Genomic DNA, 14,732 nt, shown 5'->3' on the forward strand with positions numbered 1-14,732 from the left:
GAGAAACGGTGAAAACCGACGGGGGACGAATGACGTCCGGGCAAGCCTGGGTATTGGGGCTCGCCTCGCTGGCGTCATTCATGATGGCACTCGACAGCTTGGTCGTGACAACGACACTGGGCACGATTCGGCAGGATCTCACGGCAACGGTCGAATCGCTGGAATGGACCGTCAACGCGTACAATCTGACATTCGCGGTATTGCTGCTGACCGGAGCGGCACTGGGCGACCGGTCCGGCCGCCGCCGCATGTTCGTCCTCGGCCTGGCTGTGTTCACGATCGCGTCGGTGGCGTGCGCGTTGTCGCCGGACATCGGCACGCTCATCGTGTCGCGTGCGCTCCAGGGCGTCGGTGCGGCGGTGGTACTGCCCTTGTCGCTCACGCTGATCAGTGCGGCCTTCCCGCCGCCGCAGCGCGGCAAGGCGATGGGGCTCTACCTGGGCATCACCGGGCTGGCGACGTTCAGCGGCCCGTTTGTCGGCGGCGTCGTCGCGCAGGGGCTGTCCTGGCAGTGGATCTTCTGGGTGAACCTGCCGATCGGTGTGCTCGCGATCCTGCTGTCCGCCCGCCGCGTCGACGAGAGCGTGGGCCCGAACACCCGGTTCGACCTGGTCGGGGTCGTGCTCGTGACCCTGGGTGCGTTCGGCGTCGTCTGGGCTCTGGTGCGTGGCAACGGGGCGGGCTGGACGAGCGCGGAAGTTCTCGGCGCACTGGTGCTCGGGGTCGTTTTGCTGGTCGGTTTCGTGCTGTGGGAACAGCGCACGAAGGCACCGATGCTGCCGATGCGGTTCTTCCGCCTCCGGGCGTTCGCCACGGCCAACCCGGCGAACTTCTGCGTGTTCGCCTCGCTGTACGGCACGTTGTTCTTCCTCGCGCAGTACTTCCAGACCGCTCTCGGGGAAAGCCCGCTCGGTGCCGGACTGCGGCTGATGCCGTGGACCGCGACGCTGCTGGTGTGCGCGCCGATCGCCGGAGCGTTGACCGACAAGTACGGCGAACGGACGTTCATGGTCGTCGGCCTGTCGCTGCAAACCGTCGGCATGGGCTGGATCACGCTCGTCTCCGGCACCGGCGCGGGCTACCTGGACCTGTTGCCGCCGTTGGTCATCGGCGGGATCGGGCTGACCATGGCCATGCCCGCGGCGCAGAAAGCGGTCGTCGGAGCGGTGAAACCGCGGGAGATCGGCCAGGCGTCGGGCGCGTTCATGACATTGCGGATCTTCGGCGGCGTCCTGGGGGTCGCCGTCGCGGTCGCGGCCTTCGCGGGCTTCGGTGGTTACGCGTCGGCCGAGGAGTTCACCACGGGCTTCACCGCGGCGATGGGCGCGGTGACCGCGTTCGCGTTCGCCGGCATGCTCGTCGCCCTTGGCGTGCCGGCGAAACGGCCTGCCACAACACCACAACCGATTCTGGAGGACGTCCGATGACGGATCTGAGGGCCCACGCCGAGACACTGCGTGAGCTGCACGGCAAGGAAATGCTCGTGCTGCCCAACGCCTGGGACGCGGTCAGCGCGACCGTGGTGGTCGAGGCGGGTTTTCCGGTCGTCGCCACGGCCAGCGCCGCGATCTCGGCGATGCTCGGATACCCCGACGGACAGGGCGCGCCGTGGCAGGAGATGTTCGCCGCGGCCGCGCGGATCGCCCGGGCGGTGCCGGTCCCGGTCACGGTGGACGCCGAAGCGGGGTACGGCCTGCCACCGCGGGAACTGGTGGACCGGTTGCTGGACACCGGCGCGGTCGGGTGCAACCTGGAGGACACCGACCACCAGGCAGGCGGCCTGGTGGACGCCGGTGCGCACGCCGAATGGCTGGCGAGCGTCCGGTCCGCCGCGGACGACGCCGGAGTTCCGATCGTCATCAACGCCCGCGTCGACGCCTTCCTGCCCAGCAGCGGGATCGCCGAGCCGGATCGGCTCGCGGAGGCGATGCGCCGGGGCAGGCTCTACCGGGACGCGGGCGCCGACTGCGTTTACCCGATCGGCGTACGGCACAAGCGTGACCTCGCCGCCCTCGTCGCCGACCTGGCCTGCCCGGTCAACGGCAACACCGGGGACGAACTGGATCTCGCCACCCTGCGTGACCTGGGCGTGGCACGGGTGTCCTACGGCCCTCGCTTCTACCGCGCGGCCATGGACGACCTGAAAACCAGGGTGCGGGAGCTGATTCAGGCAACCTGATCCGGGGGCCGGTCCGTCCTCGGCACATGAAAACTTTGCTGATTGTGGGAGCGGTGGGAGTGCTTGTTGCCGGCTGTGGCCAGAAGGCAGCTCCGGGCAACAGCGCACCCAGCGGCACTGACCCGGCCAAGGACATCAGCGGTCAGGTGTTCGTGTCCCAGGCCGTGACCGAGAACGGACAACCGCGGGCCCTGGCGGACGGGACCCAGATCACCCTGGAGCTCACCGACAAGCGCGAACTGAGAGTGAGAGCCGGGTGCAACCACATCTTCGCTCCGGCGGACACCAGCGGCGGCCGGTTGTCCACGGCCGACCTCCGCCGGACCGACATGGGGTGCGACAAGGCGCGCATGGACCAGGACGACTGGCTGGCCGCGGTGATCGACAGCAAGCCGGCGTGGGAGTTCGACGGCACGACGCTCAGGCTGAAGTCCGCGAACACGGAGATCGTGTTCACGGCCAAGCAGCCGACGGCGCTGGAAGGCACGCCCTGGGTCGTGAACACCGTCGTCGAGAACACGTCGGCGAAGCCGCCCGCGGCGCCTGCCCTGCTCACCCTCGACCACGGCACGGTGCTGGTCACCACGCCGTGCAACAGTCTGGAAGGCAGGTACCAGGCCACCACCGAGAAGATCACCTTCCACGACGTGAAATCCACCGACGCCGCGTGCCCGCAGGCCGACGAGGTGCTGCCGGTGATCGACGGCGAGCTGGGCTACAAAGTGGACGGTGAGACGCTGACCTTCACCCACTCGTCAGGCAAGGGCCTGCAGTTCTCGGTCGGCAGCCTCGACCGCAACCTGGCGGACAAGCAGTTCGCTTCCGACGACGGCCGGACCGTGCTGACGTTCAAGGATGGCGTCGTGGCGGCCACTGTCGGGTGCAACGACATGTCCGGCCCGGCCGTGACGGTCAACGGAAAGCTGATCGTGCAGCGACCCGCCAGGACGCTCAAAGCCTGCGAACCGGCCCTGATGGAGCAGGAGGACCAGATGATGACCTTCCTGACAAGCTCTCCCGAGGTCCTGTTCGACCAGACGGGGCTGCGGCTGAAGTCCGGTCAGACCGAGCTGGCCTTCAGGCAGCGGTGATCGGCGTGGCCCGTTCGGACTCCAGGTGGGCGTCCAGTGTGCTCGGATTGGACACCTGGACCAGCGAACCGCCTCCGGCGAGCACCGAGAGCAGACCGGCGACGACTCCGTCAGGGAACGTCCAGTCCATTGTGGATAGAACGCGGGCGGACACCGCCTTGGCGCGTGCCGCGGCGACGACGTCGGCGACGGTCAGCGATTCCAGTGCCGGAGTGGAGTCCGGAACGTCCTGCGACGCGAAGAAGTCGTCGCCGAAGATCCGGGACTCGGCGATGTAGTCCACGGCGCCGTCCGGCGGCGTGCCACGCAGGCCCATGCCCATCGGGTCCAGCGACACGACCGCCCAGGCGCCGTCCGGTTTCTCAGTGTCCACTGTGGTCAGCGTGACCTCCCCGGCTGAGGAGACCACGTGGGCGCCGCACCACCACGCGCCGAGCAGGATGCCCGCGGTCTGCCAGTGCGCGGGCAGGTCGACCGCGACCGGCGTGCCGGGCTCGACGTCGAACTCCTCGCTCAGCCAGTTCGCCGTCTTGGCGGCCCAGTTCGCCAGGGTCGCAACGGAAAGCTCGACCCGGCTGCCCGCCGCGTCGTCGTAGTGCGTGATCAACGGGCGGGACCGGTCGCCGGCGAGCAGCGGCCGGAACAACGCTTCTGTGACCGACATCAGTCCACGCACCTCACGCCGTCTATCGTGGCCGGTTGCTGTTGTTGCTGTTGTTGCTGGAGTGCCGGGCGATCCGGCACGGCACCATTCAACAACAGCGGCCGCCGCGAGGCGAACCGCGGGGGAGCCTGCCTGCCCACCAGCTTCGCCACGAAATCGCGGACCTTCGGCACGTCCACCGTGATGATGCTCTGGCCACGCTCGTTGCGGGCGCCGACGGCCTCGACCGGGATCGTCACGAACTCGACCGCGCCGGACGACATCGACCCGAGGTGCCGGGCGAGCTGGAGGATGTCCAGACCAGGGGAGACCACCACCGACTTGCCTGCCGCGTCCGTCAACGCGGTCAGTTTCGCCTGGTCGGTCAGCGTGCCCGCGCTCAGCAGCTGCTGCATCACCGCACCGAGGAACGCCTGCTGCCGCACGATCCGGTCCAGGTCGCCGCGGGGCAGGCCGTCGCGTTGCCGCACGAACGCCAACGCCGAACCGCCGGAGATCTTCTGCACGCCCTTGCGGAAGTTCGCCCCGGAGTTGGGATCGCTGGTCGAGTGGTTCAGGCACACGCGTACGCCGCCGATCGCCTCGGTGAGCAGGTAGAACCCGTACAGGTTCACCTCGGCGTAGTGGTCGACGCGCACGCCGGTCAGGTCGTGGATGACCTGGGTGAGCGCCGAACGGCCCGCGGTGTCGGACAGCCGCTCGATCTCGGCGCGGTCGGTTTTGCCTTCACCGCGCAGCTTCTGTGCCGTGCGGTACTTGATCACGCCGTACGCGGCGTTGATCTTGTCGTCCTGGTAGCCCGGGATCTTCACGTAGGTGTCACGCGGGATGGAGATCGCGTAGCCCTTGGAGCCGTCCTTCGGGACACGTAACAGGATGATCGTGTCCGTGTTCAGGCCGTCACTCGCCTCGGTGCGCAACTGCCGCAACACGCGCTCCGGCAACGGGTTCCCCTGCGCGTCGGTCCGGGTGTCGCTGCCGACGACGAGGTAGTCGTCCGCGCCGTCGTCCGCGGGCGGCGCCGTACGCTCGACCTCCTCGCTGAACACGTCCGACGTCGGCACGTTCTCCCGTACCGACTGCACGGTGTCGCGGGCCAGCCCGGCCGAAGCCAACGCCGCCGCGGAGGCCAATGCCACCAAGACCCGGCCGGTCATCCACGCGACACGCCTCAGGCGTCCCCCTGACTTCCGATCCGGCTCGTGCGAAAGTGCTTCGTCACTCACCGACGCCTTCTCCTCCCCACCCCTCGACCCCTACGAGGGTAACCACTCGCGCCCGCTAATTGACGCAGGTCACCCCATCGGCGTTGATGGGCGGCGCGGTGGGCGCGGCCGGGGCGGAGTTCGACGGGCCGGCCGGAGTGGCCGGGCTTCCCTGCGCCACGGGAGGTGCCTGGCCGGCCTGGGGCCGGGCGAGTGCGTCGGGGTAGTCCTCGCCGAGCACCGCGCGGACGGTTCCCGGCCGCAGCGCCGAATCCGCGGTCAGTCGGAACTCCCCGCCGAGCTCAGCCATGACACGCTCCGCGTCGGCCTGCTGACCCGGTGCGTGGAACAGCGTCGACGTGCGCTGCCGCGCCGGGGCGTCGCCGACCGTGCCGCGCAGGAAGCCCTTGCCCACCAGAGTGTCCAGCACGGTCGCGGCGAGACCCCGCTCACCTGATGCGTTGCGTACATCGACGGTGATCTTCGTGTCCGATTTGGGCGGAACGGTCGACGTGCCGGGCGAGGAAGGAGCGGACGAGGAGGAAGGCTTGTTCCGCTCGTCGCCTGCCAGTGCGGTGACGAACTCGTTGACCTGCTTGGGGTCGACCTTGATGATGTCGGCGCCGCCGAACTTGCCGAGGCCGAGCGTCGGGATGGTGTGGAAGTCGATCGCCCCGCTGGACAGGCCCTGCATCTGCTGGGCGAACGTGGTGACGTCCCAGCCGGTGCTCAGCACCACCGACTTCTTGATCGCCTCGACCAACGCGTTCAGCTTGCCGAAGTCGGTCAGCACGCCGGTGGACAGCACCTTGTGCGCTAACGCGCCGATGAAGACCTGCTGGCGCACGATCCGGTCGAGGTCGCCGTTGGGCAGTTCGTAACGTTGCCGGACAAAAGACAGCGCGGCCGCGCCCTCGACACTCTGCCTGCCCGCCGGGAACCGGGCACCGGACCGCCATTCGTCGACCGGGTTGTTCAGGCAGACCTCGACGCCGCCGATCGCCTTGGTGATCTCGTAGAAGCTCGCCAGGTTGACCTCGGCGTACTTGTCGATCGTGACCGCCTTGCCGATCAGGTTCTCGATCGTGGCGATCAGGTTCTTGCGGCCCTCCTGCTTGGCCTTCTCCTGGGCCTGCTTGGGCGGCAGCGACTTCTCTTTCTTCATGACGTCGTTGAACTTGTACACGAAGGCCGAGTTGAGCTTGTGCTTGCCGAACCCGCCCGCGACCTCCACCAGGGTGTCGCGGGGGAAGGAGATGGCCACCGCGCGGCGGCCGTCGACCGGGATGTGCACCAGGATCATCGTGTCGGTGTTGCGCTCACCGTCGTTGACACCCGCGTGCAGCAGGTCCATCACCTCTTTGGGCAGGGGGTTGCCGTACGCGTCTTCCCGGCTGTCCATCCCGACCAGCAGGATGTCCTGGGCGCCGTCGAGCGGCTTCGGGCCTGCCTGTGCCACCTCGGGCGCGATCACGTCCGTGGTGACGACACCGTCGTTGACGTCGTTGAACTTGGCGTACACGATCCCGGACGCGCTGAGCACAGCGACAGACACCAGTGCCACCGTGCACCGGGACAGATACAGCGCCAGACGCGCGCCGCTCCCCAAGCGTCCTCCCGTGTTCGAATCCCCAGACCTACATTACTGGTAAACCGGTATCTTCCGCGCCACTTCCGGCGTACCTCTACTACGCCTTGAGGGGTCCAATGGTTGAGTGGCACGTGACAGACTTGCGCCGACATCACATTCACTGGAGGCGAGCGAATGCGGGTTCTAGTCACCGGGGGTGCGGGTTTCATCGGCTCGCACTACGTCCGGCAGGTCCTCAGCGGCGCGTATCCCGAGCTCGCGGACGCCGAGGTCGTGGTGCTGGACAAGCTGACGTACGCGGGCAACGAGGCCAATCTGGAGCCGGTCGCCGCCTCTCCGCGGCTGCGCTTCGTCCGCGGTGACATCTGTGACGCCGGTCTCGTCAGCGAGCTGATGCGCGGCACGGACCTGGTGGTCCACTTCGCCGCCGAGTCGCATGTGGACCGGTCCATTCTCTCGGCCGCCGACTTCGTGCTGACCAACGTGCTCGGCACGCAGTACCTGTTGCAGGCCGCGCTGGACGCCGAGGTCGGCAAGTTCGTGCACGTCTCCACCGACGAGGTCTACGGGTCGATCGACGAGGGATCGTGGCCGGAGGATCACCCTCTGTCGCCGAATTCGCCTTACTCGGCGTCAAAAGCCTCCTCCGATCTGATCGCGCGGTCGTTCCACCGGACGTACGGGCTGCCGGTGTGCATCACCCGGTGTTCGAACAATTACGGCCCGTACCAGTTCCCTGAGAAAGTCATCCCGCTGTTCGTCACGAATCTGCTGGACGGCCGGAAGGTGCCGCTTTACGGCGACGGGCTGAACGTCCGCGACTGGCTGCACGTGGACGACCACTGCCGCGGCATCCAACTGGTCGCCGCGAACGGCAGGCCGGGGGAGGTCTACAACATCGGCGGCGGCACCGAGCTGACCAACCGCAGGCTGACGGAACTGCTGCTGGAGGCGGTCGGCGCGGACTTCTCGATGGTGCAACCGGTCGAGGACCGCAAGGGCCACGACCGCCGCTACTCGGTCGACATCACCAAGATCAGCACGGAGCTGGGCTACGAACCCCGGATTCCGTTCGATCAGGGGTTGCGTGGCACGGTCGAGTGGTATCGCGACAATCGCTCGTGGTGGGAACCCCTGAAGAAGCGCGCGGCGTTGGCCGCCACCCGATGACGGCCCTCGCCCTGCTGGTCCCCGGCGGCACCGGGCAGCTCGGCCGGGACCTCGCCGCACAGGCACCGGACGGCTCGGTCGTGCACGCCCCAGGGTCGAAAGAGCTCGACGTCACCCAGGCCGGTTCGGTGGTCCAGGCCGTCGACGGGCTGCTCGCGGCCGCGGGCGGCCTGCCGCCGATCGTGATCAACGCGGCCGCGTACACCGCGGTCGACGCGGCGGAGGATGACCGCAACACCGCGTACTCGGTGAACGGCGACGGCCCACGGCTGCTGGCTGCGGTGTGCGCGTCCCGGCAGGTCCCGCTCGTCCAGGTCTCCACCGACTACGTCTTCGCGGGCGACAAGGCCGGCGCGTACGAAGTGGACGACGAGGTCGGTCCGGCGTCGGTCTACGGGCTGACGAAACTGGCCGGTGAGTTCTCGGTGCTGCGGTCGGGCGCGGACGCGTGGGTGGTCCGCACGGCCTGGGTCTACGGTGCGTCCGGCAGCGCCAACTTCGTGAAGTCCATTCTGCGGTTGGCAGGTGAACGCGAGATTCTGTCCGTTGTGGACGATCAGCGCGGCTCGCCGACGTGGAGCTCCGATCTGGCCGCCGGACTGCTGGAACTGGCGGGCAGGATCGTGACCGGCGACGGCCCCCAGGCCCGTGTGCTGCACTGCACCGGCGGCGGCGAGACCACGTGGTACGGCTTCGCCCGCGCGATCTTCGAGGAACTCGGCGCCGACCCGGACCGCGTAAAGCCGTGCACGAGCGCGGAATTCCCGCGCCCGGCCAAGCGTCCGGCCAATTCCGTGCTGTCCCCGGCATCGTGGGCCAACGCGGGCCTGACCCCGTTGCGCCCATGGCGCGAAGCGTTGACCAAGGCCTTCGCGGGCTTCAAGCCCAACCCCTGACCCCGTGTCCACCATTCCGACACCCCGTGTCCACCGTTCCAGCACCACGAAACACACATTCCGGCACCCTGAAATTCCCCTGGACGCACAGGTCGGGAATTTCAGAGTGCTGGAACGTGCGACACGGGGTGCTGGAACGTGCGACACAAGGTGCTGGAACGTGCGACACAAGGTGCTGGAAAGGTGGACACGGCGGCTAGGAAGTCGCGCGCCGGTAGGCGGCGACGGTGGTTTCCGCGCACCTGCGCCACGTGAACTCCGCGGCGTGGGTGCGCCGGGCGGTCAGGGTGGCCGGGGTCGGCGGTTCCTGCAAGGCCGCGCTCAGCGCGACCCGCATGGCGTCCAGGTCACCGAAGGGAACCAGGGTCGCGTGCCCGCCCGCGACCTCGCGCAGCGCCGGCACGTCCGAGCAGATCACCGGGACGTCACACGCCATCGCCTCCAGCACCGGCAGCCCGAAGCCCTCGTCGCGGGACGGCAGGACCAAGGCGGACGCTCCGGCGACCACGTTCCGCAGGTCCACATCGGACAGATAACCGACCGGGCGGACGCGGTCGGACACGGCCGTGTGGCCCGGCCCGGCGAGGACCAGAGGCGGCAGGTCCGGAGCTGACTCGTGGGCCTTCAGCAACCAGTCGAGCCGCTTGCGCGGCCCGGCCGCGCCGACAAAAAGCAGGTATTCCTCAGGCAGGCCAAGGCGTTTGCGGACGTGCTCGCCCGGCGGACGGGCCGCGAACCAGGCCGGGTCGACGCCCAGCGGCGTCACGGCGATTCGCTCGATCGGCACGGAAAGCCGTTCCACGACGACGTCCGCGACGGCCTGGCTGGGTGTGCACACCATCGCGGCTCGTTGCGCGGACCGCCGGACCAGTTCCGGCAGTTCCCGGTCGCTCGGCGGCAATTCGTCCGGTGCGTCAAGGAAAGCGAGGTCGTGGATCGTCAGGACACCGGACGCCCGCACCGAAGGCGGCAGCACGAAGTTCGTGCCGTGCACGACATCGGTGAACCCGGCGAACAGTTCGATCGGCGGCAACGGCGCCCGCAGCCAGCACTTGCGCAGCAACCGTGCCGAGACCGGCATTCCACGGGCACGGGCACCGTGCGGCAACACGCGACGCAGCCGGCGCCAGCCCCGCAGTGTGAAGGCGACGGCGCGCATATCGACTTCGGGCATGGACGCGAGTTCCTCCGCCAGGGCAGTGGTGTACCTGCCCACTCCGGTCCGGGCCCCCAGCAGCGGGGTCCCGTCCACCAGCACTCGCAACCTGCCCTTTGCCAACGCGCGCTACCTCCCTTGTCCCAGCACCCTGCGCAGCCGCCCCCCGGCGCGCCTGGCGAGCTCACGTGGCCCGCCCGCGTTGAAGTACTCCCTCATCAGCGCCACGTCCCGGCGTACCGCGGCGACCGCGCCGAGTGGTTTGGTCCCGACCATCGGCCCGGCCCCGGGCAGACGGTCCGCGGCCGGTCGCGGGTTCCGGCAGAATTCCACCAACGGCGCCAATGCCGTCTCCCAGGTGTACCTCTCCCGGACCACTTCTATGCGTTCGCGGCACTCCCGGGCGAACTCCTTGTCGTACAGGACCTTCTCCAGGGCCGCCGCCAGGGCGTCCGGGTCCTCGGCCGGCACGACCACGCCGAGCCGTTCGCGTTCGACCAGGTCGGCGAACGAGTCGCCGGCGGTCGTCACGATCGGCAGCGCGGACCACAGGTAGTCCAGCACGCGGGTACGGAACGCGAACGTCGTTTCGACGTGCTCGTAGTGCGTGGTCACGCCGCAGTCGGCGTCCAGCAGCCAGTTCTGGCGCTCCTCGAACGGCACCCACGTCTCGTTGAAGATGACGTTGCGGCCCAGGTTGAGCTTCGCGGCCAGCGCCCGGGTCCGGGTGGCCATGTCCATCTCGCCGACGTCCGGGTTCGGGTGCTTCATGCCCAGGAACAGCAGTTTCACGTCCGGCCGCGAGCCGCGCAGCCGGTCGATCGCGTGCAGCAGCGTCAGCGGGTCGAACCAGTTGTAGATCCCGCCCGCCCAGATGACCAGCTTGTCGTCCGGCTCGATCGAGGCGAGCCGGTCCCGCGGCCCGGGACCGGTGCGCTGCGGCGGCTTGGCCGACAGGCCGAACGGGGCGATCGCGAGCAACGACTTCACCGACGGGTCGCTGTCGTACAACGTCGGTGACAGACGGCCGATCGCGCCGAGGTGGCCCAGCCAGAAATGCCGCTGGCGGTCGGACGCGCAGAGGAAGAAGTCCCCGCGCAGCAACTGGTTGCTCAGCACCTCGGTGACCACTTCGACCACGTGCGCGCGGCGCGCGTCGGTCAGGTCCTTGCCTTGTTCGAGCTGTTCGAGGTGCATCGGGTCGTAGATATCACAGACGACGATCTTGTTGCTGGTCTTCAGCTGCGGTACCTGCTCGAGCACGTGCCCCTGGAGGATGACGATGTCGGCCCAGTCGACCTCGGGGCCCATGTCGGCCGGGTTCACGTACCGCACGTCGAACGGTGCCTGCGGCGGGTTCGAGTGCTGGTTCATCGTGATCAGGCGCACGTCGTGCTCACCGGCCAGCACGTCGGCCATGTTCCACGCCCGGATCGCCGGCCCGGCCATCCGCTCGGTGATCGAGTCGGACGTCACGACGAGGATGTTGCGCCGCAGGGCGTACAGCTCTTCCAGATCAAGGGTCGCGACCAGTTTCAGGTGCCCTTCCAGATAGGGCACCTCCGGCGCGGCCGGCTCGAGCGCGTCCCGCATCAACGGCAACAAGTCGCCGTCCGACCGCACTCGCGCGGCCTGCTCGACCGCCCGGGATTCCTTGAGCGACGGCAACATCTCCACGAACCGGTCGATCGCCAGCATCGCCGCGGCCGACACCCGCGGGATCTCGATCGGATCGGTCAGGTCGGGGCCGTGCGCCGGCCGGTTGGTGATCTCCAGCTGCGTCGGGTCGATGCCGCCGCGCGCGGTGGCCCGGCGGATCGACAGCGCGATCGCGGCGGGCAGCACCTTGCCGAGCGCCTTGTCCGACACGTTCTTGTACAGCGCCGCGAGCGCGTTTCGCTCCAGCAGGTACACCTCGCGCGAGCTGTCCAACGTGGACATCGAGCGGTGGTGCTTGTGGTACGCGATAGACGTGGGCTCGTAGCGGACGCGCCAGCCGCGCAGGTTCAGCCGCCAGCCGAGGTCGACGTCCTCGTAGAACATGAAGAAGCGCTCGTCGAACCCGCCGAGCTGCTTGAACGTGGTGGTGCGCACGAACAGCGCCGACCCGGTTCCGAACAGGACGTCACGCGCGGTGTCGAACCGGCCGTCGTCGGGCTCGCCCTGATGGGTCTTGTAGCCCATCCCGAACCACGTCAGGCCGCCGTCCACGAAGTCGACGCGCTTGCCCTCCCAGTCGAGCACCTTGCTCGCCACGGCCGCGACCGTCGGCTCGGCCATCAGCACCTTCACCGCGGCGCTGACCCAGTCCTCGTGCGGGCGGGCGTCGTTGTTCAGGAACGCGACTACGCTGCCCTTGGCGTGCTCGACTCCCAGGTTGCAGCCGCCCGCGAAGCCGATGTTGTCGGCCGACTCGACCAGCTCGACGTCCGGCACGTGCGTGCGGATCCGTTCGGCGCTGCCGTCCCCCGAGGCGTTGTCGACGCAGATGACCTGCAGCCGGTCGGCCGGGTAGGCCAGCTCGTCCTTCAGCGACCGCAGGCACGTGATCGTGTCATCCGCGCCGCGGTAGTTGACCACGACCACCGACACGATCGGTAGCAGCGAGTCGTCGGGCACGACACCTCCTGGAGATCCGGCGTACCCCATAAGACTGCCTCATCGGGCTGAGCGCCCGTTCAGCCCATCCCCCTCGTGAGTGTTTATCGGTGTTCTAACCCTGATAAACACTCACGAGGGGTTACTGCGCTGACGCAGCGTCCTCGGCAGGCTTCGCAGCACCTCACCGAGGACGCCCAGCCGGAGCGTGGTCTCGAAGTTCGCCGCGTCCGGCACGCTCCGCTTGACCGGGATCAGCGCCGTGATCACCGCGAACCTGAGCACCTCACGGGCGGCGATGCGCAGCGGTGCGTTCCGCAGGAGCATCAGCAGGCGGTTGCGCTCGTTCCACCTGTGGAAATCCCTCGACCCGGGCTTGGCCGTGGCGCCGTGCAGGTGCAGGACCTCGGCCCCCGGCACCGGCACGATCTGCCAGCCCGCCCGGCGCAGCCGCCAGGACGTGTCGGTGTCCTCGTAGTAGCAGAAGAACTCGGCCGGAACGCCGCCGATCTCGTGCAGCGCGGCGACGCGGGTCAGTGCCGCACCGCCGCAGAAGCCGAAGATCTGGCCTTTGGTCACGTCGACGCCGTGGCCGTCGCGCGTCAGGCCGACGCCGATCGACTGGACCTCTCCGGTGCTGGTAAGCAGCTTGGCGCTGGCCGCCGCGATTCGTGGATCGGCGTCCAGCGCGTCCTCGAGCGCGCCGAGCCAGCCTGGACTGGGCATCGCGTCGTCGTTCAGCCAGGCCAGGTACGGCGTCGTGCACGCGTCGAGCGCGGCTTGGATACCGCCCGCGTAACCCTTGTTCACCGGCAGGGTGAGGACTTCGGGCCCGCTGGGATGGGCCAGGACCAGTTCACGGGTGCCGTCGTCGGAGGCGTTGTCCACCACGAGGATCCGATGTGGACGTTCCTGCGCGGCCAGCGCGTCCAAGCAGGACTCGATGTGCGCCCGCCCGCGCCAGGTGACCACCGCAACCGTTGTCCGCACGGGCTGCAACCCTACTCGCGACGAAATACCCTGTACCGGTGCCCGAACTGGTAGTGCTCACCGAGCAGTTGTTGGCCCCGGTCCCTGGAGGAACCGGGCGGTACACCAGGGAACTGCTGCACGCCATGGTGAAGCACGCACCGGCGGGCTGGACCGTCGTCGGCGTCACGGCCAAGCACCGCGATCCGTCCGCGGCCGGGATTCCCGGTGCCGAAGGGCCACGGATGATGCCGTTGCCACGCCGTGCGTTGACGTTGGCGTGGGAACACGGCTTACGCCTATGGCCTGGTGGTCATGCCGTGCACGCGCCGACGCCGTTGGCTCCGCCAGTTCCGCGTCGTGGCTGCAGCTTGGTTGTGACCGTGCACGACACGGTTCCGTTCACCCACCCCGAGACACTCACGCCCAGAGGCGCCACCTGGCACCAAGCGATGATCCGACGGGCCACACGACAGGCAACGGCGATCGTCGTGCCAACCGCGGCCGTCGCCGAAGAACTCGCCCAGTACGCACCAGGTCCCGCCCGCGTGCACGTCATCGGTCACGGAGTTCCGGCCGTTCTGGAGAAACTGCCCGAACCGGACGCCGTCGAACGCATCGTGGAACGCTTGCGGCTGCCCAAGAAGTACGTGCTCGCGGTGGGCACGGTCGAGCCACGCAAAGGTCTGGACGTCTTGGTCGAGGCGATGGCCCGGCCGGCGGCACCGGACCTGCCGCTGGTCATCGCCGGTCCACCGGGCTGGGGAAACGTGGACCTGGCCATGGTCGCCGCCGATTGTGGCCTGCCACCAGGGCGGTTGCGCCTGCTCGGCAAGCTGACCGACAGCGAGCTGGCGGTCGTCCTGCACCGCGCGACCGTGCTGGCCGCGCCCAGCATGGCCGAAGGGTTCGGGCTGCCGGTGCTCGAAGCCATGGCCGCCGGGGTTCCGGTAGTCCATTCGGACGCACCGGCACTGGTCGAAGTGGCCGGTGGCACCGGAGTTCCCGCCAGACGCAACGACCCGTGGGCGCTGGCGGACGCACTGCACACCGTGGTCGCGTCCCCCGGCCGCACCGCCGAGTTGGTGCGGGCGGCCAAGGTCCGTGCGGCCGGATTCACCTGGGACAAAGCGGCCGAATCACTGTGGAGCCTGCACGTGGGGCTGTCACGTGCGACACACCCGGAGTTGCACCGTTGACGACTTCACGGATT

The 14,732-nt window shown here is 68.6% G+C and carries 12 protein-coding genes; 6 read left to right on the forward strand and 6 right to left on the reverse strand.

The features are described 5' to 3' along the window. Positions 1-8: 8 nt before the first annotated feature. Genes GC106_RS10390 through GC106_RS10400 form a run of 3 tightly spaced genes read left to right on the forward strand, consistent with a single transcriptional unit; the run spans position 9 to position 3,270 of the window. Positions 9-1,427 (forward strand): MFS transporter, encoded by a 1,419-nt coding sequence (locus GC106_RS10390; RefSeq protein ID WP_312872581.1) that lies wholly within the window; start codon positions 9-11, stop codon positions 1,425-1,427. Then, a complete protein-coding gene (locus GC106_RS10395; protein WP_173127511.1) occupies positions 1,424-2,179 on the forward strand; it encodes an isocitrate lyase/PEP mutase family protein in 756 nt (251 codons plus the stop codon). The genes GC106_RS10390 and GC106_RS10395 overlap by 4 nt, the downstream gene beginning before the upstream one ends. Before the next feature lie 26 nt (positions 2,180-2,205). Then, positions 2,206-3,270, forward strand: coding sequence for an META domain-containing protein (locus tag GC106_RS10400; RefSeq protein ID WP_173127514.1), 1,065 nt, complete (start codon positions 2,206-2,208; stop codon positions 3,268-3,270). On the opposite strand, the gene GC106_RS10405 is transcribed toward GC106_RS10400, so the two are convergent. The 3 genes from GC106_RS10405 to GC106_RS10415 all read right to left on the reverse strand — a co-directional run bounded on the left by GC106_RS10405 (position 3,257) and on the right by GC106_RS10415 (position 6,694). Beyond that, positions 3,257-3,934: a TIGR03089 family protein gene (locus GC106_RS10405; protein ID WP_173127517.1), complete on the reverse strand. Its 678-nt coding sequence runs from the start codon at positions 3,932-3,934 to the stop codon at positions 3,257-3,259. The genes GC106_RS10400 and GC106_RS10405 overlap by 14 nt on opposite strands. After that, positions 3,934-5,091: an LCP family protein gene (locus GC106_RS10410; RefSeq protein ID WP_173127520.1), complete on the reverse strand. Its 1,158-nt coding sequence runs from the start codon at positions 5,089-5,091 to the stop codon at positions 3,934-3,936. The genes GC106_RS10405 and GC106_RS10410 overlap by 1 nt, the downstream gene beginning before the upstream one ends. 124 nt (positions 5,092-5,215) lie before the next feature. Next, positions 5,216-6,694 (reverse strand): LCP family protein, encoded by a 1,479-nt coding sequence (locus tag GC106_RS10415; protein ID WP_173127523.1) that lies wholly within the window; start codon positions 6,692-6,694, stop codon positions 5,216-5,218. 210 nt (positions 6,695-6,904) lie between these two features. Between GC106_RS10415 and rfbB the strand changes: the two genes are divergently transcribed. Together rfbB and rfbD are read left to right on the forward strand one after the other, a co-directional pair. After that, complete coding sequence (gene rfbB / locus GC106_RS10420) at positions 6,905-7,900, forward strand: dTDP-glucose 4,6-dehydratase (protein WP_173127525.1); 996 nt, start codon at positions 6,905-6,907, stop codon at positions 7,898-7,900. Beyond that, positions 7,897-8,796, forward strand: a complete 900-nt coding sequence (rfbD, locus tag GC106_RS10425; protein ID WP_173127528.1) for a dTDP-4-dehydrorhamnose reductase — start codon at positions 7,897-7,899, stop codon at positions 8,794-8,796. The genes rfbB and rfbD overlap by 4 nt, the downstream gene beginning before the upstream one ends. A gap of 196 nt (positions 8,797-8,992) precedes the next feature. Here rfbD and GC106_RS10430 read toward each other — a convergent pair whose 3' ends face one another. The 3 genes from GC106_RS10430 to GC106_RS10440 all read right to left on the reverse strand — a co-directional run bounded on the left by GC106_RS10430 (position 8,993) and on the right by GC106_RS10440 (position 13,540). Then, positions 8,993-10,075, reverse strand: coding sequence for a glycosyltransferase family 4 protein (locus tag GC106_RS10430; RefSeq protein WP_173127531.1), 1,083 nt, complete (start codon positions 10,073-10,075; stop codon positions 8,993-8,995). Between the two features lie 6 nt (positions 10,076-10,081). Beyond that, the gene (locus GC106_RS10435; protein ID WP_173127534.1) at positions 10,082-12,601 is read right to left on the reverse strand and encodes a glycosyltransferase; all 2,520 of its coding nucleotides are present in this window, start codon (positions 12,599-12,601) and stop codon (positions 10,082-10,084) included. 81 nt (positions 12,602-12,682) lie between these two features. Beyond that, entirely contained in the window at positions 12,683-13,540 is an 858-nt protein-coding gene (locus GC106_RS10440) for a glycosyltransferase family 2 protein (RefSeq protein ID WP_312872582.1), read from the reverse strand. 38 nt (positions 13,541-13,578) lie between these two features. Between GC106_RS10440 and GC106_RS10445 the strand changes: the two genes are divergently transcribed. After that, on the forward strand, positions 13,579-14,718 hold the full coding sequence (locus tag GC106_RS10445) for a glycosyltransferase family 4 protein (protein WP_173127540.1): 1,140 nt from the start codon (positions 13,579-13,581) through the stop codon (positions 14,716-14,718). Positions 14,719-14,732: the final 14 nt, after the last annotated feature.

The sequence above is a fragment of the Kibdelosporangium persicum genome, assembly GCF_013280595.1.
Lineage (GTDB): Bacteria > Actinomycetota > Actinomycetes > Mycobacteriales > Pseudonocardiaceae > Kibdelosporangium > Kibdelosporangium persicum.